Annotated in this window: 22 protein-coding genes and 1 pseudogene; 8 read left to right on the plus strand and 15 right to left on the minus strand. The window is 73.7% G+C overall.

From position 1 onward, the window contains the following. Positions 1-319: 319 nt before the first annotated feature. Positions 320-1450 (plus strand): alanine racemase, encoded by a 1131-nt coding sequence (locus ACPYN7_RS17335; RefSeq protein WP_424348479.1) that lies wholly within the window; start codon positions 320-322, stop codon positions 1448-1450. A gap of 71 nt (positions 1451-1521) precedes the next feature. On the opposite strand, the gene ACPYN7_RS17340 is transcribed toward ACPYN7_RS17335, so the two are convergent. Together ACPYN7_RS17340 and ACPYN7_RS17345 are read right to left on the minus strand one after the other, a co-directional pair. Continuing rightward, entirely contained in the window at positions 1522-3069 is a 1548-nt protein-coding gene (locus ACPYN7_RS17340) for a PTS ascorbate transporter subunit IIC (protein WP_058874224.1), read from the minus strand. Positions 3070-3082: 13 nt separating this feature from the next. Continuing rightward, positions 3083-3928: a PTS sugar transporter subunit IIA gene (locus tag ACPYN7_RS17345; protein WP_058874223.1), complete on the minus strand. Its 846-nt coding sequence runs from the start codon at positions 3926-3928 to the stop codon at positions 3083-3085. Positions 3929-4224: 296 nt separating this feature from the next. Here ACPYN7_RS17345 and ACPYN7_RS17350 point away from each other — a divergent pair, with 296 nt between their 5' ends. Beyond that, positions 4225-5442 carry an MFS transporter gene (locus ACPYN7_RS17350; protein ID WP_424348480.1) on the plus strand — a complete coding sequence of 406 codons (1218 nt, stop codon included), beginning with the start codon at positions 4225-4227 and terminating at the stop codon, positions 5440-5442. 231 nt (positions 5443-5673) lie between these two features. Beyond that, positions 5674-6900, plus strand: a complete 1227-nt coding sequence (locus ACPYN7_RS17355; RefSeq protein WP_424348481.1) for a chorismate-binding protein — start codon at positions 5674-5676, stop codon at positions 6898-6900. Positions 6901-6948: 48 nt separating this feature from the next. Here ACPYN7_RS17355 and ACPYN7_RS17360 read toward each other — a convergent pair whose 3' ends face one another. The 5 genes from ACPYN7_RS17360 to ACPYN7_RS17380 all read right to left on the minus strand — a co-directional run bounded on the left by ACPYN7_RS17360 (position 6949) and on the right by ACPYN7_RS17380 (position 11014). After that, on the minus strand, positions 6949-7488 hold the full coding sequence (locus ACPYN7_RS17360) for a hypothetical protein (RefSeq protein WP_058874220.1): 540 nt from the start codon (positions 7486-7488) through the stop codon (positions 6949-6951). A 130-nt stretch (positions 7489-7618) separates the two neighbouring features. Beyond that, entirely contained in the window at positions 7619-7915 is a 297-nt protein-coding gene (locus ACPYN7_RS17365) for a DUF1540 domain-containing protein (RefSeq protein ID WP_058874219.1), read from the minus strand. Between the two features lie 134 nt (positions 7916-8049). Further along, positions 8050-8859, minus strand: a complete 810-nt coding sequence (locus ACPYN7_RS17370; protein WP_058874218.1) for an ABC transporter ATP-binding protein — start codon at positions 8857-8859, stop codon at positions 8050-8052. Further along, positions 8856-9989 carry a FecCD family ABC transporter permease gene (locus tag ACPYN7_RS17375; RefSeq protein ID WP_082697072.1) on the minus strand — a complete coding sequence of 378 codons (1134 nt, stop codon included), beginning with the start codon at positions 9987-9989 and terminating at the stop codon, positions 8856-8858. Before ACPYN7_RS17375 ends, ACPYN7_RS17370 begins: the two co-directional genes overlap by 4 nt. After that, entirely contained in the window at positions 9986-11014 is a 1029-nt protein-coding gene (locus tag ACPYN7_RS17380; protein WP_424348482.1) for a FecCD family ABC transporter permease, read from the minus strand. Before ACPYN7_RS17380 ends, ACPYN7_RS17375 begins: the two co-directional genes overlap by 4 nt. A gap of 119 nt (positions 11015-11133) precedes the next feature. On the opposite strand from ACPYN7_RS17380, the gene ACPYN7_RS17385 reads away from it, so the two are divergent. Continuing rightward, positions 11134-12159, plus strand: a complete 1026-nt coding sequence (locus tag ACPYN7_RS17385) for an ABC transporter substrate-binding protein (RefSeq protein WP_058874216.1) — start codon at positions 11134-11136, stop codon at positions 12157-12159. A 168-nt stretch (positions 12160-12327) separates the two neighbouring features. Next, on the plus strand, positions 12328-13557 hold the full coding sequence (locus ACPYN7_RS17390) for a heparan-alpha-glucosaminide N-acetyltransferase domain-containing protein (protein WP_424348483.1): 1230 nt from the start codon (positions 12328-12330) through the stop codon (positions 13555-13557). A 124-nt stretch (positions 13558-13681) separates the two neighbouring features. Here the strand turns inward: ACPYN7_RS17390 and ACPYN7_RS17395 are convergent, their stop codons facing one another. The 8 genes from ACPYN7_RS17395 to ACPYN7_RS17430 form a co-directional block, all read right to left on the minus strand. Next, complete coding sequence (locus ACPYN7_RS17395; RefSeq protein WP_424348484.1) at positions 13682-14818, minus strand: sensor histidine kinase; 1137 nt, start codon at positions 14816-14818, stop codon at positions 13682-13684. Then, entirely contained in the window at positions 14815-15531 is a 717-nt protein-coding gene (locus ACPYN7_RS17400) for a response regulator (protein WP_424348485.1), read from the minus strand. Before ACPYN7_RS17400 ends, ACPYN7_RS17395 begins: the two co-directional genes overlap by 4 nt. Before the next feature lie 51 nt (positions 15532-15582). Then, positions 15583-15948 carry an ArsR/SmtB family transcription factor gene (locus ACPYN7_RS17405; RefSeq protein WP_231738367.1) on the minus strand — a complete coding sequence of 122 codons (366 nt, stop codon included), beginning with the start codon at positions 15946-15948 and terminating at the stop codon, positions 15583-15585. Continuing rightward, complete coding sequence (locus ACPYN7_RS17410; RefSeq protein WP_424348486.1) at positions 15932-17188, minus strand: MFS transporter; 1257 nt, start codon at positions 17186-17188, stop codon at positions 15932-15934. The genes ACPYN7_RS17405 and ACPYN7_RS17410 overlap by 17 nt, the downstream gene beginning before the upstream one ends. Positions 17189-17369: 181 nt before the next feature. Then, positions 17370-18374: a metal ABC transporter substrate-binding protein gene (locus ACPYN7_RS17415; protein WP_424348487.1), complete on the minus strand. Its 1005-nt coding sequence runs from the start codon at positions 18372-18374 to the stop codon at positions 17370-17372. 57 nt (positions 18375-18431) lie between these two features. Further along, positions 18432-18821: a Fur family transcriptional regulator gene (locus ACPYN7_RS17420; protein ID WP_058874211.1), complete on the minus strand. Its 390-nt coding sequence runs from the start codon at positions 18819-18821 to the stop codon at positions 18432-18434. Between the two features lie 2 nt (positions 18822-18823). Then, a complete protein-coding gene (locus ACPYN7_RS17425) occupies positions 18824-19747 on the minus strand; it encodes a metal ABC transporter permease (RefSeq protein ID WP_424348488.1) in 924 nt (307 codons plus the stop codon). After that, entirely contained in the window at positions 19744-20565 is an 822-nt protein-coding gene (locus tag ACPYN7_RS17430; RefSeq protein WP_424348489.1) for a metal ABC transporter ATP-binding protein, read from the minus strand. Before ACPYN7_RS17430 ends, ACPYN7_RS17425 begins: the two co-directional genes overlap by 4 nt. Positions 20566-20826: 261 nt before the next feature. Here ACPYN7_RS17430 and ACPYN7_RS17435 point away from each other — a divergent pair, with 261 nt between their 5' ends. From ACPYN7_RS17435 to ACPYN7_RS17445, 3 genes and pseudogenes are all read left to right on the plus strand, one after another. After that, a complete protein-coding gene (locus ACPYN7_RS17435) occupies positions 20827-21234 on the plus strand; it encodes a four-helix bundle copper-binding protein (RefSeq protein ID WP_424348490.1) in 408 nt (135 codons plus the stop codon). A gap of 165 nt (positions 21235-21399) precedes the next feature. Further along, positions 21400-21744, plus strand: coding sequence for an NADH-quinone oxidoreductase subunit A (locus ACPYN7_RS17440; protein ID WP_424348491.1), 345 nt, complete (start codon positions 21400-21402; stop codon positions 21742-21744). Further along, positions 21735-22192: pseudogene (locus tag ACPYN7_RS17445) on the plus strand (hypothetical protein); the annotation flags it as partial. The gene ACPYN7_RS17440 and the pseudogene ACPYN7_RS17445, both read left to right, overlap by 10 nt.

The following is a 22192-nucleotide window of genomic DNA, read 5'->3' on the forward strand; positions in this document are numbered from 1 at the left end:
CGCAGATAGCATGAGACACGTCGAGGCCTTCATGGATCAGGTTGCTTGGTCGCTACCCATCCTGGAGGCCTCGACCTCTACCCACGACTCACAACACGCGCTTCAAAACGCCCCCGCGCACCCGGCTACCCATGCTCATCTGTGAAGGGCCCATAAACCCACGTCAACATGACGCGACGGCCGTTCGCCCCGTGCTGGAGCACGGCACCGGCCAGGACCGGCGGCGGAGGGGCCGACGGCCGCCGTCCGGGACGCCCGTGGGAAGAGGGGCCCTGGGCTGGGTGCAGCCCACCAGATCGTTCCACCGGCGAGGAGCCCCGTGCACCGCATTCCCGACGCAGTCGACACCCCGGACGTCCTGATCGACCGGGACGTGCTCCAGCACAACATCGAGCGGATGGCCGCGGCCGTGCGCGAGCGGGGGCTGCACCTGCGCCCGCACGCCAAGACGCACAAGGTCCCGCAGATCGCGGCCCTGCAGCTCGCCGCGGGCGCGGCCGGGCTGACCGTGGCCACGCTCGGGGAGGCCGAGGTCTTCGCCGCGCACGGGGCCGACGACCTGTTCGTGGCGTATCCGCTGTGGGTCGGCCCGCGCCAGGCGGATCGCCTGCGCCGGCTGAGCGCCACCGCCCGGATCAGCGTGGGGACGGACTCGGCCGAGGCGGCCGCCGTCATGGGCGAGCAGCTGGGGGACGCCGCGGGGGACGTCGCCGTGCTCGTGGAGGTCGACAGCGGCCACCACCGCAGCGGGGTCCACCCGGACGCCGCCGCGGACGTCGCCCGCGCCGCGGCCCGGGCCGGGCTGCGCGTCGAGGGCGTCTTCACCTTTCCCGGCCACAGCTACGCCCCGGGCATGCCGGTCGAGGCCGCCGCGCAGGAGCAGCGGGCCCTGGACCGGGCCGCCGGGCAGCTGGAGGCCGCGGGGTTCGAGGTGCTGCGCCGCAGCGGCGGATCCACGCCCAGCGCGCTGCTGACCGACAGCACCGCCGCCACGGAGGTGCGGCCGGGGGTCTACGTCTTCGGCGACGCCCAGCAGCTGGAGCTCGGCCGGTGCGCCCCGGAGGACATCGCCCTGACCGTGGCCGCGACCGTGGTCAGCCGGCACGAGGGCGGCACGGCGAGCAGCGCCGGGGGCGGCGGCCAGGACGAGGTGCCGCGGCGCGTCGTCCTCGACGCCGGCAGCAAGGTCCTCGGCAGCGACCGCCCGGCCTGGGCCACCGGGTACGGGCGGCTGATGGACCACCCGGACGCCCGGATCACGGCCCTGTCCGAGCACCACGCCACCGTCGTCTGGCCCGAGGACGCCCCGCTGCCCGCCCTCGGCGAGCGCCTGCGGGTGATCCCCAACCACGTGTGCCTCACCATGAACCTCGTCGACGACGTGGCCGTGGTGCGCGGCGGGACGCTGCTGGAGCGCTGGACCGTGGCCGCGCGGGGCAAGAACTCCTGACCCCGCCGCCGCCGGCGTGCCATCCCCGACGCGCCGGACCGGTGAGCCGTGTCAGGCGGCGGGCAGCCCTGTCAGCTGGGCGGCGGCGGCGGAGCGGGCGCACCCTTCGGCGGGGCGATCTTGGGGAACACCCGGGAAGGGCTCGCCGCCTGGGCCGCCGCGGTCTCCTCGCCGGCCGCATTCCCAGGCCAGGCGCGGCCGGGGGACGGGTCCCAGTGTGCGTCGACCACCTTGCGCTGCACGAGCACGGCCAGTGCGAGCAGGCCGAAGCCGATGAGCGCGATGAGCACGATGCCGCCGACGGACCCGATCTTGGCGGCGGAGCCCACGGCGATGCCGAACCACCCGAAGTCGGCGTCCCCGAAGGTGGTGTTCTCGGAGCCGAAGGTCCCCAGGACCGAGAGCAGGAACGCGGGCAGGAACGTGATGATCAGGCCGTTGACGAACCCGCCGGCGAGGGCGCCACGGCGCCCGCCGGTGGCGTTGCCGTAGACACCGGCCGCGCCGCCGGTGAAGAAGTGCGGCACCAGGCCGGGCAGGATCAGCGCGATGCCGAGGGCGGGGTTGAGCCACACGGACAGCACGAGGAGCCCGATCAGCCCGCCCACGAAACTGGAGATGAAGCCCAGGAGCACGGCGTTCTGCGCGTACGGGAAGACGATGGGCGCGTCGAGGGCCGGGATGGCGCCGGGGACGACCTTCGCGGCGATGCCCTGGAAGGCCGGGACGAGCTCGCCGAGGATGGTGCGCACGCCGAAGAGGATGACGGCCACGGCCACGCCGAACTGCAGGCCCTGGGTGATGGACATCATGATGTAATTGCCCACGCCGGTGGCGCCGCCGTCGAACGCGGTGAAGGCCTCCTCGGTGCCGGCTCGGACCAGGAAGAGCACGGCGAGGACCACGTACATCAGCGCCATGGACAGCGCGGTGGCCACCATGGAGTCGCGCAGGAAGCGCAGGCCCTCCGGCAGCTTCGTGTCCTCGGTGGACCGGCTCTTCTTGCCCACCACCTGCCCGACGGCGCCGGCGGCGATGTACCCGGCGGTCCCGAAGTGGCCGATGGCCACGCTGTCGTCGCCGGTGATCCGGCGGGTCCACGGGTGGGCGAGCGCCGGGAGCGAGACCATCAGGATGCCCAGGAGCAGGGCGCCCAGCGACACGGTCACCCAGGCGTCGTAGCCGGCGGTGGCCAGGATGATGGTCAGCATCGTAGCCATGAACAGGACGTGGTGGCCGGTGAGGAAGACGTAGCGCAGCGGGGTGAAGCGGGCGAGCACCAGGCTGACGGCGAAGCCGAGGATCATCAGCCAGGCGACCTGGGCGCCGTACTCGGCCTGGGCGATCCCGGCGATGGCCTCGTTGGTGGGGATCACGCCCTGGGCGCCGGTGGCGCCCAGGATCATGGCGCCCAAGGGCTCCAGGGAGGCCACCACGAGGGTGGCCCCGGCGCCGATCAGGAGGAAGCCCAGCGTCGCTTTGATGGCGCCGCCGATGATCTGGCCGGTGCTCTTGCGCAGGGCGGCCAGGCCCACGGCGGTGATGATGCCGATCAGGAACGCCGGGACGGCGAGGATCTCGCTGACCAGGAACTCGGGAATGCTGACGAGCCAGTTCACGGGGTGCCTGCCTTCAGACGTCGTAGAGCTCGCGCAGGGCGGCGTCGAGCTCGGAGGTGCTGGTGAAGTTCTCGATCACCTTCACGGGGACGCCGACGTCCCCGAGGGTGCGGGCGATTTCCCCGGAGGTGAGGATCAGGTCGGTCTCCTTGGCCTTGCCGCGCGCGGAGATGGTGTCAGTGGCCTCGACCGTGAGGTACTTGCTCCAGCCCCAGCGGTCGAGCACCTGCTCCAGGGTGTTCTTCAGGAACAGGCTGGTGCCGAGGCCGTTGCCGCACACGGTCAGGATCTTGTTGCGGCTGTCCGGGCCGCCCCCGTTCCGCTCCCCCGCCGGTTCGACGGCGGGCGCCTCCGCCGTCGAGTCGTGGGTGGGCGCCTCCGCCGTCGAGTCCCGGGCGGGCGCCGCCGGGGCCTCCTGGGTCAGCACGGCGAGCACCTCCTCGGGCGTCGCGGCGGTGTCCAGGGCGGTCCGGGTCTCCGGCGAGCCCAGCAGCGTGGCCAGCGTGCGCATGGCCTGCAGGTGATCCTTCTTGTCCTTCGCGGAGAGGGCGACGACGAGGGTCACGGGGTCGTTCGCCGCGTGCCCGAACTCCACGGGCTGGGCGAGCCGGACCCAGGACATGGCCGTGCGGTGCACGGCCTCCGAGGGCCGGGCGTGGGCGAAGGCGAAGCCCGGCGCCACCACGATGTAGGGCCCCTTCTCCTCGACGCTCGTGATCATGGCCTGGGTGTACTCGGCGGTGATGGCGCCCTGCCGCTCGAGCACCTGACCGGCCAGGGCGATGGCGGTGCGCCAGTCCCCGGCCGCTTCGTCCAGACAGATGGATTCGAGGTCCAACAAGCGGCTGATCTCAGACATGAAACATATCGTAGCGTACTTGACATACTACACAGTAGCTATCTTTGTAGATCTTCCATGGACGATATACGTCGTTCGCGCTCGCCCGAGGCATGTGCCCCGATCGGGATCTGGCAGGCTGGCAGTGGCACCTGCTCCACCGGCAGGAGGCCACCGGAAGCGCCTCCGCGCCCACGCCACGCCTCGTCCTGTCCCAGGAGCCGCCATGAGCATCCCGTCCCAGTCGTGCCCGGAGACCGCCGCGCACCGCACCGCCCGCCGGTCCCCGCAGCCCCACTCCGTCCGGGGCCGCTGAGATGACCTCGCGCACTTTGACGCCGCGCGCCCTGCCGTGGGTCGTCGTCGGCATCGTGCTCGTCGCGCTGAGCCTGCGCGGGCCGATCATCGCCCCGACGCCGGTGATCACGCAGATCCAGTCCGAGCTGGGTCTCTCGGCGGCGACCGCGGGCCTGCTCACGGGCCTGCCGGTGCTGCTCTTCGCCCTGGTCACCCCGCTGGCCTCCAAGCTGATCGGACGCTTCGGGCCCGAGGCTGCCGTCCTGGCGTGCCTGAGCGGCGTGCTGGCCGGGACCGTGATCCGCTCGGCGGGCCCCACCGCGGTGGTCCTGGCCGGCACCGTGGTCATCGGCGCCGCGATCGCCGTGGGCAACATCGTGGTCCCGGTGATCATCCGCCGCGACGTCCCTTGGCGCCGGATCCCCACGGTGACCGCCGCCTACACCGCCGCCCTCAACGTCGGGTCCATGATCACCGCCCTGGGCACCGCACCGCTGGCTGCGGCGGTCGGCTGGCGCTGGGCCCTGGTCGCCTGGGGCACCCTGACCGTGGTGGCCCTGGTCTTCTGGCTGGTCGTGGCGCGCCGCCGGACCGGCGCACCCCCCGCGGCCCCCACCCCCACCGAACCCAGCACGGCCACCGGAGCGCTGAGGCAGGCCCGGGGCGCCGCCCAGATCCGGCGCGTCGGCTGGTGGCTGACGTTCGCCTTCTGCGGGCAGGCCTTCTCCTACTACTCCATCACCGCCTGGCTGCCCACCCTGCTGGCCGACACCCGGGGGCTGAGCCTGGCCGCCTCCGGAGCCAGCGCTTCCCTGTTCCAGGTCGCCGCCATCGCCGGCGCCCTGGGGGTGCCCCTGCTGGCCGACCGGGCCCCGGCGTGGACGCCGGTGGTCCTCGTCGGAGGGCTGTGGATCGCGCTGCCCGTCGGGCTGCTGCTCGCCCCCGACGGCTATCTCCTGTGGTCCGCCGTCGGCGGCATCGCCCAGGGCGGGGGCTTCACCACGATCTTCTCCATCGTCGCGCGCATCGTGCGCTCCGACGCCGAGGCCGCGGGGACCTCCGCCCGCATCCAGGGCAGCGGGTACCTGGCCGCGACCGTCGGTCCACCCCTGATCGGCGCACTGAACTCCGGCACCGGGGGCTGGACCGTCCCCCTGCTGGTCGTCCTCGGTGCCACGGTGGCGTTCCTGGCCGGCGGCCTCCTGGCCGTCCGGGAGTCCCAGGACCGTTCCCGGTAGGGGTGCGCCCCGTCCTCGGGCTCCTCGACGGGGCGCGCGGAGCCGCAGGACCTGTCGGCAGGACCCGTGCGCGGGACGGCCGCGGCGCCGAGCACGCCGGCCGACGCACACCTTCGCGGGAATTAGGGCAGGGATGTGTCAGCTAATCCGGATCGACCTGCTACAGTTCCCTCCACCACCAGGTAAGGCTCACCTCACCTGCCCCCATCCGCCCGACCGAAGGCCCCGCGCATGACCCGTGGCACGACGCCTCCCGCCGTGGCGCTCGCCCCCCTCCCCCCGGAGACCGCACCGGCTGCGGGCCTCGACAGCGACCTCGTGCTCGCGGGCCGCCGTGGGGTCCTCTTCGCGCGGCGGGACCGGACGCTGCCCGCCGCCCCGATCACCGGCAGCGGCATCGAGGCGGCGCTGGCCCGCCTGGGCGAGGCCACCTGCGAGGCGTTCGACTCCGGCGCCCGCCGCGCCACGGGGCCGGTGCTGTGCGGAACCGTCCCCTTCGACCCGGACGAGCCGGCCGACCTGTTCCTCGCCGAGCGGCCCGTCTGGTCACCCCGGCCGGCGCCGGAGTCCTCGGTGCCCCTGGCCCGGCAGCTCGCACCCTCCGTCCCGGCGCCGGACGCGGACCACCGCGAGGCGCTCGCCGAGGCCCTCGACCGGATCGGCCGCGGCGCCGCGCAGCACCTGGTGCTGGCCCGCGCCCTGGACCTGGAGCTGCCCGCCCCCGTGGACCTGGACCGGCTGTGGGAGGAGCTCGTGGCCCGCGCCGCGGGCGGCCACGCCTTCCTGGTGCGGCCCCGGGACGGCGGCGCAGTCCTCGGAGCGGGCCCGGAGCTCACGGCCGAGGTGGGCCCGGCCGGTTTCGCCGCCCACCCCCACACCGGCTGCGCCGCGCGCCACCCCACGGTCTCGGGCGACGCGGCCGCTCAGCAGTCCCTGCTGCGCTCCCCCGCCGCGCGCCGGCGGCACCAGCACGTCGTCGAGCACCTGGCCCGCGGCCTGGCACCGTACGCCGCGTCGCTGCACGTGCCTGCGCAGCCCAGCGTGCTGGGCACCGACGCCGCCTGGCATCTCGCGACCCGCCTCACCGGCCGGCTGCACCGGGGCACCAGTGCGCTGCACGCCGCGGTGGCGCTGCACCGTGCTGCCGCCGGCACCCCGGGCCGGGAGGCCATGTCCCTGATCCGTGAGCTCGAGCCGCGCCCCCGCGGCGCCTTCGCGGGGCTCGTGGGCTGGACCGACGCCGCGGGGCACGGCCAGTGGGTGCCGGTGCTGCGCAGCGTCCACCTGCACGGCACGCTGGCCCGGCTGCACGCCGCCGCGGAGCTGGACGCGACCTCCACCGTGGACGGCGCCGTGGCCGAGACCGCCGCGAACTTCGGCACCGTGCGCGCGGCTCTTGCGGCCGCCGGCGCCCGGGAGCGGGACGGCCTGTGCGCCGGTGTGCCGGACGCCGCCTGACCGCTCACGCCCGCGACGCCGCACAGCCCGTCCGACCGGGGCCTGAGCTCAGTCGAGCTCCACCACGGTGACGGGCAGGGGCAGGGACTCCGCGGTGAACGTGGTCTGCTCGGAGAACGGCACGCCCGCCTCGTCCCGCCCGAAGCACAGGGCCAGCACCTCCCCCGCGTCGGCACCGGCCATCAGGGTCCAGTGCTGGCCGACGGCGTCCACGGCGTGGGCCTGGTGGTCGAGGTCCGCCTCCCCCTCGACGTCGGTGAAGCGGGCGCGGTAGGCCTCGAGCTCCTCGGGGGTCTGCAGCACCCCGGCGGAGACGACCGCCTCCTCGTCGCCGGTGACCGAGGGAGCCACGGGGTAGGCGATGCGGAACGGCGGCTCGAGCACCTCCAGCAGCTCCCGGGCGGGGGTGGCGTCGTCGCCCCGGAGCCAGAGCCGGCCCGTCCCGTCGGCGAAACCCGCGTACTCCTCGTCGTTGGGGTAGAAGCAGAGGAAGCCCGATCCCGGGATGCGCGCGGCCAGCCCGCTGAGGTCCGCGGCGTGCTCCACGGTCAGGAAGCGGGTGAGGGGCTCCAGCGGCAGGGGTTCCACGGGCGTTGTCTCCTAGCGGTGCGGCGGGTCGGTCCGGGAACGGCCTGGTGACCGCTCCCGGACGCTCTACGCTACGCCGCCGCCGCCCGGCCGCTGACCGGGCACGCCAGGCCGGGCACGCCGGGCCGCGTCAGGCGGCCTGGTAGGTGAGGCAGTCGGCCTCGTCGGCGCCCGCACCGATCTTCACGTCGTGGGCGGTGCACATCAGGTGCTCGTTGTGCACGCACTCCCCGCGCTGGCACGCGCCCACTTCCGCGTGCACGGTGGGCAGACCGCCGTCGGGGCCCAGCGAGATGAACGTGCCGCAGTGCGCGTGGCCGGCGCTGCCGGTCACGGTGATCGCGTGGGCCGTGCACTCGTGGTCGTGGTTGAACGAGCACTGGCCCACGGTGCAGTCGGAGACGGGAGCGAACTCGGTGGTGGCCATGACTTCTCCTCCAGGAGGATCTCCGGGCCGGTGCCTGTTGCCCCGACCAGGTCGGACCCTTCCAGGATGCGCCTCACCTGGGGCAATGGATAGCGAATTTTTCCGTGCCGCAATTGCCGTGGACGCGCCGGTGGTCAGTCCGCGGCGATCCGGGCCAGCGGGATGACGTGCGGGCGGCCGCTGACCGGCTCGGGAACGACCTGCGCCCGCAGGCCGAAGACCTCGGCGAGCAGCTCCGCCGTCACGACCTCCTCGGGCGTGCCCCGGGCGACGACGCGCCCGCCGGCCATGGCCACGATGTGGTCGGAGAAGCGGGCGGCCAGGGAGATGTCGTGCAGCACCATGACCACGGTCCGGCCCAGGTCCCGGTTGAGCCGGTGGACGAGCTCGAGGATCTCCACCTGGTGGGCCAGGTCCAGGTACGTGGTGGGCTCGTCCAGGAGCACGATCTCGGTGTCCTGCACGAGCGTCATCGAGATCCAGGCGCGCTGGCGCTGTCCGCCGGAGAGCTCGTCGACCGGGGTCCCGGCGAGCTCGGCGATGCCGGTGGCCTCCAGCGCCCGGTGCACGGCGTCCTCGTCGGCGTGCGAGAACTGCTGGTACCAGCGCTGCCGCGGGTGGCGTCCGCGGGAGACGAGGTCGGCCACGGTGAGGCCCTCCGGGGCCGTGGGTCCCTGGGGCAGGACGGCCAGCCGCTGGGCGATCCGCCGGGTGGAGAGCCGGTCGAGCGGTTCGCCGTCGAGGGTCACGGTGCCGCCGAGCGGGCGCAGCAGGCGCGCCATCCCCCGCAGCAGGGTGGACTTGCCGCACCCGTTGGGGCCGAGGACCGTGGTGACGCGGCCCTCCGGGACGGCCAGGGACAGGCGCTCGACGACGGGCCTCCCGTCGTAGCCCAGCGTCAGGTCCCGGGCCTCCAGCCGGGCGGTGGCGGGCAGGGGGCTCATGCAGTCCTCCGTTGGGATCGCAGGACGAGGTGGATGAGGTACGGGGCGCCCAGCACGGCCGTGGCGACGCCGACCGGCAGGGGCACCGCCAGCAGGTGGGCGGCGGCGGTGTCGGCGACCAGCACGAACAGCGCCCCGACCAGGACCGAGACGGCCACGGGCGGCACCGGGGCCCGCGTGAGCAGACGGGCGATCTGCGGTGAGGCCAGCGCCACGAACACCAGCGGACCGCCGACCACGGTGGCGACCGAGGCCAGCAGCACGGCCAGACTCAGGGCCACCACCCGCACCCGCCCCAGCCGCAGCCCCAGGCCCACCGCGGTGTCCTCGTGCAGGGACGAGAGGAGCAGCCACCGGCCGGACAGCACCGCCGCGCCGACCAGGGCGGCCGCGACGCCCGCCATGGGGCGCACCAGGGTCCAGTCCTTGCCGTTGAGCGAGCCCGTCATCCAGGTCAGGGCCTGGGCGGCGCTGGTGACGTCGCCCAGGGTGAGCATCCAGGTGGTCAGCGCGGTGGTGAACCCGGAGACCCCCAGGCCCACCAGGATCAGCCGGTAGCTGTCGACCCCGTGCCGGTAGGCCAGCAGGTAGACGGCCACGCCGCTGACCGTGCCGGCGGCGAAGGCCGCGGCGGGCATGCCCACGGTCGCGGCCGCGCCGCTGAGTCCGGCCGCCCCGCCCTGCCCGAGGATCAGCACGGCGACCGCGCCCGCCGAGGCCCCGGAGGTCACACCGAGGATGTCGGGGCTGGCCAGCGGATTGCGGGCGACCGTCTGGGTGATGGCACCCGCCGCGGCCAGGCACGCGCCCACGAGCACGGCGGCCACCGTGCGCGGGGCGCGGAACTCGACCACCGCCAGCTGGACGGCGGCGTCCGGCGCCCGGCCGGCGAGCGCGGCGAGGACCTGCGGGTACGGGATGGGGGTGCCGCCCACGGCCACGTGGAGGGCCGCGGCCGCGGCCACCAGGACCACCAGCACGGCCGAGACCGCCAGCGCCCGGGGGTGCACCCGCACGGAGACGGGCCCGGCGCGCAGCGCCCGGACGGAGCGGAACGGTCCCGGCGGCGGGGCCCCCGGAGCGGCGGGCGGCGTGCGGGCCCGGGTCGGGGCGGCGGGGGACGAGGTCATGCGGTGGCCGGCTTCCGGCGGCGGGCGAGATGGACGAAGAACGGTGCGCCGACGGCGGCCAGCACCACCCCGACCGACAGCTCCCCCGGCCGGGCGACGACCCGGCCGGCGGTGTCGGCCAGCAGCAGCACGGCCGCCCCGGCCAGCGCACCGGCGGGGACGAGCCACCGGTAGTCCGTGCCCATCACGGCACGGGCCACGTGCGGGACCACGAGCCCGGCGAAGGCGATCGGCCCGGCCAGGGTCACGGCTGCACCGGCGAGCAGCGTGATCGCCGCGATCCCGGTGATCCGGGCCCGCAGCACGGAGACCCCGAGGCCGCGGGCGACGTCCTCGCCCAGGGAGAGGCTGTTCAGCGCGCCGACGTTGGCCGCGGTCAGGGCGAGCCCCAGGGCCAGGAAGGGCCAGAGCACCTCGAGGGAGCCGTTGCGGACCGCGACGGAGCCCACCTGCCAGAAGCGCAGGGTGTCCAGGGCCTGGTCGTCCAGCAGGACGATGGCCGAGACCAGCCCGGTGCACAGGGCGGAGACGGCCGCCCCGGCCAGCACCAGGGTGATGGGCGTGGCCCCGTGCCGGGCGGCGGAGCCGATGAGGAAGACCACCACCACGGCCGCCAGGGCCCCGCCGAAGGCCAGCAGCGCCTGGGTCAGCGGGGCCACGGCGCCAGCCGCGGCGGTCACGCCGACGATCGCCAGGGCGGCGCCCTGGTTGATGCCCAGCAGGCCGGGGTCGGCGATCGGATTGCGCGTGTGGCCCTGCACCAGCACCCCCGCCAGGCCGAGACAGGTCCCCACCACCACGGCGGTGACGGTGCGCGGCCAGCGCAGTTCGCGGATGGTCACGTCCATGACGGTGCCCGTGGGGGTGAGCACGGCGTGCCAGGCCTCGGCCGGGGTGGAGGGCCGCCCGCCCACGCACACGCTCAGCACCACGGCGCCCAGAGCCACCGCGAGCAGCACGGCCAGCCACTGCCCCCGGCGCAGCACCGGGGCACGTGGGGGCCGGCTTGCCGGGGACAGGGCCATGCCACCTCGATTACGTCAGGGATGTGTGAGCTAATGCCGAGCGGACTGCTACAGTCTGCCACAGTGAGGTGAGGCTCACCTCACCTGCCGCCCGATCCGCCCGACCGAAGGCCCTCCCCATGACCCCTGGAAAGACCCTCCCCGCCGCCGTTCTCGGCCTGTCCCTGCTCGCCCTCACGGCGTGCGGCGGCACCGAGCCTGCCGCCGGCCCTGCGACCGGGTCCCCGGCGCCGGCCTCGGCCGGGACCGGCGACACGGCCGCCGGATATCCCCTGACGATGACCCACGCGATGGGCGAGACCGTCATCGAGGAGGAGCCCCGGCGCGTGGTCGCGCTGGATCCCAGCTACGTCGACGCGGCGCTGCTGCTCGACGCGGAGCTGGTCGGCTACGCCGAGTACCGGCAGGACCCGGAGGACCCGTTCGCCGACTACCTGGGGGACGTCTCGGCGGAGACGGCCGGCGCCGTGAACGTCGGCACGATCGCCGAGCCGGACCTGGAGCAGATCGCGGGGCTCGGCCCGGACCTCATCGTCTCGGCCAAGGTCCGCCAGGAGGCCCTGTACCCGCAGCTGGAGAAGATCGCCCCCACGGTCTTCTCCGAGTCCACCGGGCCGACGTGGAAGGAGAACGTGGTCCTCCTCGGAGAGGCCCTGGGCAAGCAGGAGCAGGCCGAGCAGGAGGTCGCCGACTACGAGGCGCGCGCCGCCGCGGTGGGCGAGGCGATCCTGGCGCAGGACCCCGACGCCACGTACTCGCTGCTGCGCTTCGCGGGCGAGGACACCGCACGCCTGTACTCCTCGGACTCCTTCATCGGCGAGATCATGGCCGACATGGGCATCCCCCGCCCGGACGGGGCGCCCGACACGACCGAGAGCATCTTCGTGCCCCTGTCCCAGGAGCAGATCCTCGAGGCGGACGCGGACCTGGTCATGGTGAGCACCTGGGCGCCGGACGGCGCCGAGGGCGAGGCCTCCCGGGAGCAGGAGGAGCGCTTCACGACCAACCCGCTCTGGGAGCGGCTCGAGGGCGAGGTCCTGCCGGTCGACGACGAGACCTTCGTGGCCTCCGTGAGCATCCAGGGCGCCCACGCCGTGATCACGCAGCTGGCCGAGCACTACGGCGTGGACCCGCAGCTGCCCTGACCCGGCCACCGCTCGGTCGCGACCGGACGACGGCCGGGGTGCGCCGACCCTCGCCGCCCGGAGAAGCTTCATGGAATCTTGAGGATTCCGCGAGGTCACCGCCAAACGCGGACGACACCCTGAAGACAGATCGGCCCCGAAGAGGGCCGGCTCGATCAGGGGGGAGTCATGAGCGCGATGCCACGAGCGGAGAAGACCGATCCAGCGGGACCGGGAGAGGCCCTGATCCGGCCCACCCGCCGGCTGGTGGGCATCGACGCGGCCCGGGGCCTGGCGCTGGTCGGGCTGATGGCCATCCACATCCTGCCGTCCTGGAACGAGGAGACCGGGGAGGCCAGCTTCACCTGGCGGGTGTTCTCCGGGGACTCCGCGGCCCTGTTCGCCCTGCTGGCCGGGGTCGGGCTGGCCCTGACCTCCGGGGGACGCCACCCGCACACGGGGAAGGCGATGACCGCCGACCGGATCGGCCTGGCCGTGCGTGCCGTGCTGATCGCGGCCGTGGGACTGTGGATCGGCACCCTGATGCCCGAGGACCCGCCCGCCTACAACATCCTGATCTACTACGGGGTGTTCTTCCTGCTGGCGATCCCGTTCCTGCACGCGGGCCCGAAGGCGCTCTTCGGCTCCGCGGCGGTCTTCGGGCTCGTGTCCCCGCTGCTGATGCAGGGCCTGCTCGACCAGCTGCCCGCCTGGAGCTCCTACAACCCCACCCTGACCACCCTCGTCACCGAGCCGGGCGCCACGGCCTCCCAGCTGCTGCTCACCGGGTCCTACCCGGCCCTGCCGTACCTGACCTATCTGCTGGTCGGCATGGGGCTCGGGCGGCTGAACCTGCGCAAGCAGGAGGTCCAGATCCGGCTGCTGGTCACCGGCATCGGGGTGGCAATCTTCGCCCAGGCCACCTCCTACTTCCTGCTCTACGCCTTCGGCGGCTACCAGCGGCTGCTGGACGCCTCGGCGATGGGCGAGGAGGAACTGGCCGAGGTCCTGATCTGGGGCCCGGACTCCCTGCCCACCTCCACGGTGTGGTGGCTGGCGATCGCCACCCCGCACACCAACACCCCGCTGGCGATCGCGGCCAGCCTGGGCGTGAGCCTGGCCGTGCTGGGCGCCTTCCTGCTGATCGCCCGCAAGACCGAGGCCCGGCTGCTGCCGCTGGCGGCGATGGGGGTCATGACCCTGACCCTCTACACCGCCCACCTGGTGGCCCTGTCCTTCGAGGCCCACTACGACCAGCCCTACCTCTGGTACGTCATCCACCTGGCGGTCGCGGCGCTGTTCGCGGTGGCCTGGCACCGGGCTCTCGGCCAGGGCCCCCTGGAGCGGGTGATCGGCCTGTCCGTGAAAGGCACCCGCCGGCTCGTGCTCGGCGGGACCTCCGGGACCTCGCGCCGGTAGGAGCCGCTGCACCGCACGGGCCGTGCCCGCCGCCGCTGGTCGACGAGTGGTGGGGCACGGCCCGTCGTCGTGCCCAGGCGTCGTCGTGCTCGGGTCCCGGGGCCTCGGCGCCCCGGGAGGAGGCTCAGCCGGTGGGCCGGTTCCGGGGCAGCCGGATCCGGAAGCTGGCCCCGTGCCCGGGACCGTCGCTGGTGGCCTCCAGGGTCCCGCCCTGGGCCTCGACCAGTGCCTTGCTGATCGCCAGTCCCAGCCCCGAGCCGCTGCGGTGGGCCTCCCGGCCGGTGTTCGCGCGGTAGAAGCGCTCGAAGACGTGCGGGAGGTTCGCGGCGCTGATGCCCTCCCCGGAGTCGGTGACGGTGTAGGTGACCGCCTCCGGGGAGTGGTCGGTGCGCAGCACGATGGTGCCCCCCGGCGGGGTGTGCCGCAGGGCGTTCTCCAGCAGGTTGCTCAGCACCTGGCCCATCCGCTCCGGGTCCAGCGGCACCGGGGTCACCTCCGGGCCGGTGCTCACCGAGGTGATCGACACGCCCTTGCCGAGGGCATCGGGCTCGATCGCCGCGACCGCCTGGTCCGCCAGGTGCTGCGGGTCCTGGGGCGTGAGCTGCAGCCGGGTCGTGCCCTCCTCGGCGGCCGTGAGCTGGCGGATGTCGCGGGCCAGTCGCTCCAGCCGGGTGATCTGGGCGTGCAGGATCCCGGTGGTGTGCTCGTCGAGTTCCACCACCCCGTCCTCGACGCCCTCCAGGTGTCCCTTGAGGCTGGCCAGCGGAGTGCGCATCTCGTGCGCGAGGTCGGCCAGCATCTGGCGGCGGGTGGTGTCCACGGAGGCGAGCCTGGCGGCCATCTCGTTGAAGGAGGAGGCCAGGGAGTCGAACTCCGGCCCCAGTTTCGCCGAGGCCACGCGCACCTCGTAGTTGCCCGAGGCCACTTCCTGGGCGGCGGTGCTGAAGGAGTCCAGGGAGCGTCTGATGGTGCGGTAGAGGTAGTAGGTGAGCAGCCCGGCGATGTAGAGCGCGGGCAGACCGCCGATGGCCAGCGCGGTGAGGCTCACCGAGCGGAAGGCGTCGTCCAGGTGCACCAGCCCGGTGGCCTCGTCGGCGTGACCGGCCTCGATGAGCTCGTGGTAGAACATGGTCGGCCCGATCAGCACCGCGGCGACCACCACGATCACCAGCCCCACCAGCAGCACCGCGGTCTGGGCCAGCATCAGCCGCACGGTCAGCGGCCCCCAGGCCCGGGCGCGGCCGGTGGTGGTGGTGCTCATCGCCCGGCGCCCATCCGGTAGCCGATGCCGCGCACGGTGTGGATGAACCTCGGGCTGGCGGCCGTATCGCCGAGCTTCTTGCGGATCCGCCCGATGTGCACGTCCACCAGGTGGGGGTCCCCGGTCCAGGCGGTGTCCCAGACCAGCTCCACCAGCTGGCGGCGGGAGAGCACCAGCTGCGGGCGGGCGGCCAGCGCCGCCAGCAGATCGAACTCGATCCTGGTCAGCGCCACCGGCTCCCCGGCCAGGCGGACCTCGCGGGAGTCCTCGTCCACCACCAGGTCACCGCTCACCAGCTCCTGCCCCGGCGTGGGGGGTGGCCCGGGCGCAGGCTGCGTGCGGGCCCGGCGCAGCATGGCCTGCACCCGGGCCACGAGCTCGCGCGGGCTGAAGGGCTTGGTCACGTAGTCGTCGGCGCCCACGGACAGCCCCACGATCTTGTCGACCTCGTCGTCCCGGGCGGTGAGCATCAACACGTGGCAGTCCGAGAAGGTCCGCACCTGGCGGCACACCTCGATCCCGTCGACCCCGGGCAGCCCGAGGTCCAGGACCAGCACGTCGGGGTGGAACTCCCGCACCGCGGTCACGGCCTCGGATCCGTCGTGGCGCACCGCAGCCTCCAGTCCCGCCTTGCGGAGGTAGCCCGCGATCAGCTGCGCCAGGTCGACCTCGTCGTCGACCACCAGCACGCGACCGGTCGGAAGTGCGGACATGGTGACTCCTTCGTCGGGATGCCGCTCCGGGCCGGGCGGTCGGGCACAGCGTCAGTCGTGGACCGGTTCGCCGGTGATCCGGTGGTCGGTGTGGTTGACGATCTCGCGGATCAGACGGACCAGGTGGCCGTCGGGCACGGAGTAGATCACGTGCCGGCCGGAGCGGTGCGTCTCGACCATCCCGGACAGCCGCAGCTTGGCCAGGTGCTGACTCACCGCGGTGCGGGGCGCCCCCGTGGCCCGGGTCAGTTCGGTGACGCTGCGAGCGCCGTGGGTGAGCAGCCACAGCAGGTGCAGACGGGTCGGCTCGGCCAGCATCCGCAGCGTCGCGGTGGCCGCCGCCAGGTGCTCCGGGGCCGGGGCCACCTCGTGCCGCAGGGAGGCGGCACCCGTGGTGCTCTCAGACGTGGTGTTCACGGGCCCCATCCTCCCCCACCACGCTGGTGCGCGGTGGGCACCGCGGCCAGGAGGCGATCGCCGCCCCGGCCCCGAGCGCGGCGATCAGGGTCAGCACGGCCGCCGACCAGCCGAGTCCCGCGGACGCGCCGACCCACCCGGCCACCGGGTAGGTGAGGATGAAGCAGGCGTGGGAGAGCGAGAACTGGGCGGTGAACACGTAGGGGCGGGTGGCCTCGTCCGAGGCGTCCCGCAGCAGCCGCCCCGAGGGGGTGAGCACCGCCGAGGTGGCCGCGCCCAGCAGCACCCACAGGCCCAGCAGGACCCACCACCCGGTGTCCTCGCCGGCCCGGAAGGACGGCAACGTGGTCACCAGCATCACCGGAGGAACGGCGCCGGCACCGGTGAGCATCACCGCTCGGTTGCCGAAGCGATCGAGCGCCGCGGGAGCGCAGAGCGCCACCACCATGGAACCGACGCCGAAGGCCGCCAGGGCCAGCGCCAGGTCCGTTCCGGGACGGCCCAGCGCCTCGCGGACGTAGACCACCGTGTTCACCAGCACCAGGGCGGTCGGGGCCGCCACCGCGAGGTCCAGGGCCAGCAGGGAGCGCAGCCGCGGCGTGCCCCAGAAGATCCGGGTTCCCAGGGTGGTCCGGCACCACAGGGAGCCCGGGTCCCCGGGGCCCGCGGCTCGTGCCGGCAGCGCCGCGGAGAGCACCAGCGCGGCGGAGGCGACGAACCCGGCCGCGGTGCCCAGGAACAGGTCGTGGTAGCCGAGCACGCTCAGTGCCACGGCGGCCAGCGCCGGGCTGACCAGGGCCTCCAGGTCGTGGGCGAGCCGCGAGAGGGACAGCGCGCTCGTGTAGTCGCGCTCTCGCGGCAGGACCGCCGGGATCACCGACTGGAACGCCGGGGTGAAGGTGGCCGAGGCCGCCTGCAGCACGAACACCACCAGGTAGATCTGCCACACCTCGGTGATCAGCGGCAGGCACAGGGCCATCGCCGCCCGCACGACGTCGGCGCCGACCAGCACCGGTTTCACGGGCAGACGGGCCACCACGGCGTTGACCACGGGGGCCACCGCCACGTAGGCGATCATCTTGATCGCCAGTGCCGTGCCCAGCACCGCCCCGGCGCGGGCTCCGGCCAGGTCGAAGGCCAGCAGGCCCAGCGCCACGGTCAGCAGCCCGGTGCCGAGCAGGGCCACCACCTGGGCGGTGAACAGCCGCCGGTAGACCTGGTGTCCCAGAACGCCCAGCATGCCGCCTCCTCAGGTGCACATGTGCGCCACTGTGCACCTGTACTCTAGCAGTGCGGAACGCCCGGGAGGCCCCGGCCCTGCAGACGACGACGGCGGTGCAGCAGTCCGGAGGCGACCGCCTCGGCATCCGTGGCCGGCACGCCGCCGGTGCCGCCGTCGTCACCCCGACGGGGCCGGGGGTCTAGGCGCAGTCCAGCGCGGTGCGCAGGGCCTCGAGATTGGTGCGCATGACCTGCTGGTAGTCGGCGTCTCCGTCGACCTGGCCCTCCACCGGGTCCAGCACCGCCGTCTCGATCCCGTGCTCGGCCGCGAGGGTCTCGGCGACCTTCGGGTTGACCGTGGACTCCGAGAACACCGTGGTGACGCCCTCGGCCTCGACGACCTCGCCGATCTCGGCCAGGCGGGCCGGGGAGGGCTCGGTGTCGGGCTCGAACCCGGCCACGGACACCTGCTCGAGGTCGTACTTGTCGGCCAGGTAGCCGTAGGCGTCGTGGGAGACCACGATGGTGTCCCGCTCGCAGGTGGCCAGACCCTCGGTGAACTCCTGGTCCAGGGCGGCCAGCTCCGTGGTCAGCTGCTCGGCGTTGGACTCGTAGGCCGCCGCGTTGTCCGGGTCGACCGCGGCCAGCTCGTGGGCGACCTCCGTGGCCACCGCGGCCAGCCGCTCGGGGTCCAGCCAGAAGTGCGGGTCCTCTCCCGCGTGGCCGTGCCCGTCGTCGCCGGCGGCCTCCTCGGCAGGGGCGTCGTCGCCGTGGGCCTCTCCGCCGTGGGACGACCCGGCCTCCTCGTGCTCCTCGGCCGGGTGCGCCTCCTCGCCCTCCACGCCGGCATGCACCGCGTCGAGGACGTGCTCGGGGGCGGCCTGGGCCACGGCGTCGTCGACCGCCGGCTGGAACCCGGAGAGGTACACCACCGCGTCCGCGGTGCGCAGTCCGTCGACGGTGGCCGGGGAGAGCTCGAGGTCGTGCGGCTCGGCCCCCGCGGGGGTCAGCGACTCCACCTGCACGTGGTCCCCGCCGACGCGCTCGGTGACGTACTGCAGCGGGTAGAAGGAGGCCTGCACGTCCAGCGCCCCGTCCGAACCCCCGGCCGTGGCAGCGGGATCAGCCGAGCCGGTGGCGCAGGAGGACAGCGCGAGAGCGGCGATCAGGGACAACGGGACGGCGAGGCCGCGCGAGAGGTTCATGAGAACAATTCTCAGACAAATCGAGAATCGTTGTCAAAACGCTCCGGGCCGGCCGGCTCAGGAACCACGGCGGCAGGTGTCGCAGATGCCGTGGAGCTCGATCTCGTGGGAGACCTCCGAGAACCCGTGCCGTCGGGCGGTCCGGGCGGCCCACCGCTCGACCGACGTCTCGGCGACCTCCACGGTGTGCCCGCAGCGGCGGCACACCAGGTGGTGGTGGTGCTCGGTGCGCACGCACCGGCGGTACCTGCTCTCGCCGCCCTCGGTGGCGAGCACGTCCACCTCCCCGTTCTCGGCGAGGGCGTTGAGGTTGCGGTAGACGGTGGCGAGGGAGACGGGCTCCCCCTCCTCCCCCAGCATCGCGTGGATCTGCTGGGCGGAGCGGAACTCCGGGGTCCGCGCGAGCAGCTCGGCCAGCGCGGAGCGCTGCCGGGTGGTCCGGGACATGGTCATGCTCCTCGAAGTTGCAGGTCGTCCTCGGCGTCGTGCAAACGGTCCGCGCCGTGGGCACCGTGGCGCCGGGTGCCGCCCACGAGGGGGCGGACGATCAGGGTCAGCACGTAGCAGGCGATGGCCAGCACCACGATCGTCGCCCCGGGGGACAGCGGATAGAAGTAGGTGACGGACAGGCCGGTCACACAGACCCCGGCCCCCACGGCCATGGCCACCCCCATGGTGCCGGCGAAGGACCGGGTGACCAGCTGGGCGACGGCCACCGGGACGATCATCACGGCCGAGACCAGGAGGACGCCGACCACGCGCATCGACACGGAGACGGTCAGGGCCGCCATGACGGCCACCAGGATGTTCAGGAACCGCACCGGCAGCCCGGTGGCGAGGGCGAACTCCTCGTCGTGGCACAGGGAGAACAGGGCCGGGCGCAGGCCGAGCCCCACGCCGAGGACCACCGCCGCCAGCCCGGCGGTGAGCCACACGTCCAGGGGCGTGACGGTGGCGATGGACCCGAAGAGGTAACCGGTGAGATTGGCGGAGGTGCCGCCGGCGATCCCGATCAGCAGCACGCCGCCGGCGATGCCGCCGTAGAACAGCAGGGCCAGGGCCACGTCCCCGCTGGTGCGCCCCTTGGTGCGCATCACCTCGATGAGCACCGCGCCGACGACGGCCGCGACGACCGCCCCGGGAACGGCCAGCGCGTCGCGCGAGGTCAGCCCGGCCGCGGAGCCGGCCAGCCAGCCCATGGCCACGCCGGTCAGGGCCACGTGGCCGATGCCGTCACCGAGCAGGGCCAGGCGCCGCTGCACGAGGTAGGTGCCGATCACCGGCGCGGAGATCCCCACCAGGGCGGCGATCAGCAGACCGCGCTGCATCAGTGGACTGGCCAGCATGGCGGTGAGGGTGTCGATCATGGTCACTGCGGCTTTCCGTGGAGGTCGGGAGCTGCCGGGACGGCAGCGGGCGCGTCCCCGTGGGGGTGCAGGTGCTCGTGGTCGGGGGCGTCGTGGCCCGGAGCCGGCAGCGGGGGGCTGCCGTCGTGCACGATGCGCCCGTGGCGCAGCACCACGGCGCGGTCCAGCAGGGGGGCCAGTTCGCCCAGCTCGTGCAGCACGACCAGCAGCGTGGTGCCACCGGCCTGTAGCTTCGCGAGGATGCGGGCGATGGCCTCCTTGGAGACCTGGTCCACCCCGGACAGGGGCTCGTCCAGCAGCAGCAGCCGGGGCTGCCGCACCAGGGCCCGGGCGATCAGCACTCGCTGCTGCTGGCCGCCGGAGAAGATGGCCACGCTCTCGCGGGCCCGGTCGGCCAGCCCGACCTGCTCGATGGCGTCGAGGCACACGCGCCGGGCGCCGGCGCCCGGGCGCAGCCGGCGGTGTCCCGTCAGTCCCGAGGCGACGACCTCGAGCGCGGTGGCCGGCACCCCGGCGCCGACGCCGACGCGCTGGGGGACGTACCCGACGCGCGACCACGGCACGTGCCGGCGGGCACCGGTGACGTCGGCGCCGAAGAGCCGGGCCTCGCCGGAGGCGACGGGCACGATGCCGAGCAGAGCCTTGATCAGGGTCGACTTCCCGGAGCCGTTGCCGCCCATCAGGGCCACGGCCTCGCCGTCGGCCACGGTCAGGTCCACCCCGCGCAGCACGGGAGCGGCGCCGAGGACCACCGTGAGGTCCTCCGTGCGGATCGCCGCGCGGTCCGCTGGGGCGGCGGCCGGCGGGGCGGAGGAAATTTTCATGAGACCCATTCTCAATCCAATGAGAACGGTGGTCAATTCCGGGTGCGAGGCGGGGCCGCACTCAGCAGGGTGAACGGCCTGTCGCCGATGGAGGCAGAGACACCGGCCGTGTCGCCCCGATCCGGCTCGTGACGCGGGATCTTCACAGAATCTTCAACGGCGGGGGCTTCAATCCACTGAATCAGCAGTCTACTGTCGATTGCACGGCGGGCCGGTTCCGGCCGGTCCGCGCCACGGCAGAACGGACGAAGGAGCGAGACCATGACGCATGTGACCTCGATGCTGGAGACCTACCCGAAGGAGCTGGGGAACATCGACCGGCAGAAGCTGGCCGAGTGCATCGCCGCCTGTTTCGAGTGCGCCCAGACCTGCACCGCCTGCGCCGACGCCTGCCTGGCCGAGGACAAGGTCGCCGAGCTGACCACGTGCATCCGCAAGAACCTCGACTGCGCCGACGTCTGTGAGAGCACCGGCCGGGTGCTCTCCCGGCAGACCGGCAACAACGTGGAGGTCAGCCGGGCGGCGCTGGAGGCGTGCCGCGCCGCGTGCAAGGCCTGCGGCGACGAGTGCGAGCAGCACGCGAGCATGCACGAGCACTGCAAGGTCTGCGCCGAGGCCTGCCGCCGTTGCGAGCAGGCCTGTGCCGACCTTCTCGCCGCACTGGGCTGAGCACGGTCGAGCATCTGACCGACGGCCGGAGCGGCTGCCGCTCCGGCCGTCGCGGTGACCACCGGGCCGACACGCCTCGACCGGTGGGAGGTCGCCGCCCGACAGGGTGATCTCCCCGCCGCCCGGTGACAGACTGCGAGGTGACGGCGGACGGAGGAGACCCTCATGTATTCCGGGATCGTGGCGATGGCCCTGGTGGCACTGTCCCTCGTCGTCCTTCTCTACGCGCTGCACCGCGCTGCCGCCGTCGCGGCCGCCCCGCTGACGGCGTTGCCCGCCCAGTCCGGGTGGATGCCTCAGGAGCACGCGCTGTCCCGGTTCCACGCCCGCTGGTACCTCGCCTCGATCGTGTTCCTGGCCTTCGACGTCGAGATGCTCTTCATGTACCCGTGGGCGGTGGTGGTGATCGAGAAGGGGATCTCCGCGGTGGTGGAGATGTTCCTGTTCCTCGGAGCCCTGCTCGTCGCCGTGGCCTGGGCCTGGCGGGAAGGAGCTTTCCGATGGGCCTGAACGAACTCCTCGCCCGCTTCGCGGTCCGGGCCGCGCAGGTCCTCGTCGTCGAGGTCCCGGGGCACTGGGACGCTCGCATGGAGCTGGAGCAGCAGATGCTCCGCCGCGGGTGGCGGCCGGCCTGGGCACCGGCCGACGCGGACCTGCTCGCCGTGTGCGGTGTCCCCGGCCCCGAGCTCTCGGAGCTCGTGGACCGGCTCTGGGAGCAGATGCCCGGCCCTCGGGTCCGTGCCGACATCACCTCGCCCGGAGGGGTGGGACCCGCCCTCGACGACGCCGCAGCGCTGCTGCTCGACACCCCGCACCACCGGGCGGACGCCCGGGAACGGCCGCAGGAGCCCGAGATCCCCGACGACGTGGATCATGGGGGCCACGGGGGCATGGACCACGGCGAGATGGACCACGGCGAGATGGACCACGGCGAGATGGACCACGGCGAGATGGACCA

Origin of the sequence: Kocuria sp. CH-021 (genome assembly GCF_049716185.1) — a bacterium.
In the GTDB taxonomy this organism is placed as follows: Bacteria; Actinomycetota; Actinomycetes; order Actinomycetales; family Micrococcaceae; genus Kocuria; species Kocuria cellulosilytica.

Bases quoted from the DNA above. Each gene is read 5' to 3' on its own strand.
- ACPYN7_RS17350 (WP_424348480.1), top strand. From the start codon at position 4,225: ATGACCTCGCGCACTTTGACGCCGCGCGCCCTGCCGTGGGTCGTCGTC.
- ACPYN7_RS17395 (WP_424348484.1), bottom strand. From the start codon at position 14,818: ATGAGCACCACCACCACCGGCCGCGCCCGGGCCTGGGGGCCGCTGACC.
- ACPYN7_RS17440 (WP_424348491.1), top strand. From the start codon at position 21,400: ATGTATTCCGGGATCGTGGCGATGGCCCTGGTGGCACTGTCCCTCGTC.
- ACPYN7_RS17385 (WP_058874216.1), top strand. From the start codon at position 11,134: ATGACCCCTGGAAAGACCCTCCCCGCCGCCGTTCTCGGCCTGTCCCTG.
- ACPYN7_RS17400 (WP_424348485.1), bottom strand. From the start codon at position 15,531: ATGTCCGCACTTCCGACCGGTCGCGTGCTGGTGGTCGACGACGAGGTC.
- ACPYN7_RS17435 (WP_424348490.1), top strand. From the start codon at position 20,827: ATGACGCATGTGACCTCGATGCTGGAGACCTACCCGAAGGAGCTGGGG.
- ACPYN7_RS17430 (WP_424348489.1), bottom strand. From the start codon at position 20,565: ATGAAAATTTCCTCCGCCCCGCCGGCCGCCGCCCCAGCGGACCGCGCG.
- ACPYN7_RS17390 (WP_424348483.1), top strand. From the start codon at position 12,328: ATGAGCGCGATGCCACGAGCGGAGAAGACCGATCCAGCGGGACCGGGA.
- ACPYN7_RS17410 (WP_424348486.1), bottom strand. From the start codon at position 17,188: ATGCTGGGCGTTCTGGGACACCAGGTCTACCGGCGGCTGTTCACCGCC.
- ACPYN7_RS17365 (WP_058874219.1), bottom strand. From the start codon at position 7,915: ATGGCCACCACCGAGTTCGCTCCCGTCTCCGACTGCACCGTGGGCCAG.
- ACPYN7_RS17380 (WP_424348482.1), bottom strand. From the start codon at position 11,014: ATGGCCCTGTCCCCGGCAAGCCGGCCCCCACGTGCCCCGGTGCTGCGC.
- ACPYN7_RS17370 (WP_058874218.1), bottom strand. From the start codon at position 8,859: ATGAGCCCCCTGCCCGCCACCGCCCGGCTGGAGGCCCGGGACCTGACG.
- ACPYN7_RS17355 (WP_424348481.1), top strand. From the start codon at position 5,674: ATGACCCGTGGCACGACGCCTCCCGCCGTGGCGCTCGCCCCCCTCCCC.
- ACPYN7_RS17345 (WP_058874223.1), bottom strand. From the start codon at position 3,928: ATGTCTGAGATCAGCCGCTTGTTGGACCTCGAATCCATCTGTCTGGAC.
- ACPYN7_RS17415 (WP_424348487.1), bottom strand. From the start codon at position 18,374: ATGAACCTCTCGCGCGGCCTCGCCGTCCCGTTGTCCCTGATCGCCGCT.
- ACPYN7_RS17420 (WP_058874211.1), bottom strand. From the start codon at position 18,821: ATGTCCCGGACCACCCGGCAGCGCTCCGCGCTGGCCGAGCTGCTCGCG.
- ACPYN7_RS17375 (WP_082697072.1), bottom strand. From the start codon at position 9,989: ATGACCTCGTCCCCCGCCGCCCCGACCCGGGCCCGCACGCCGCCCGCC.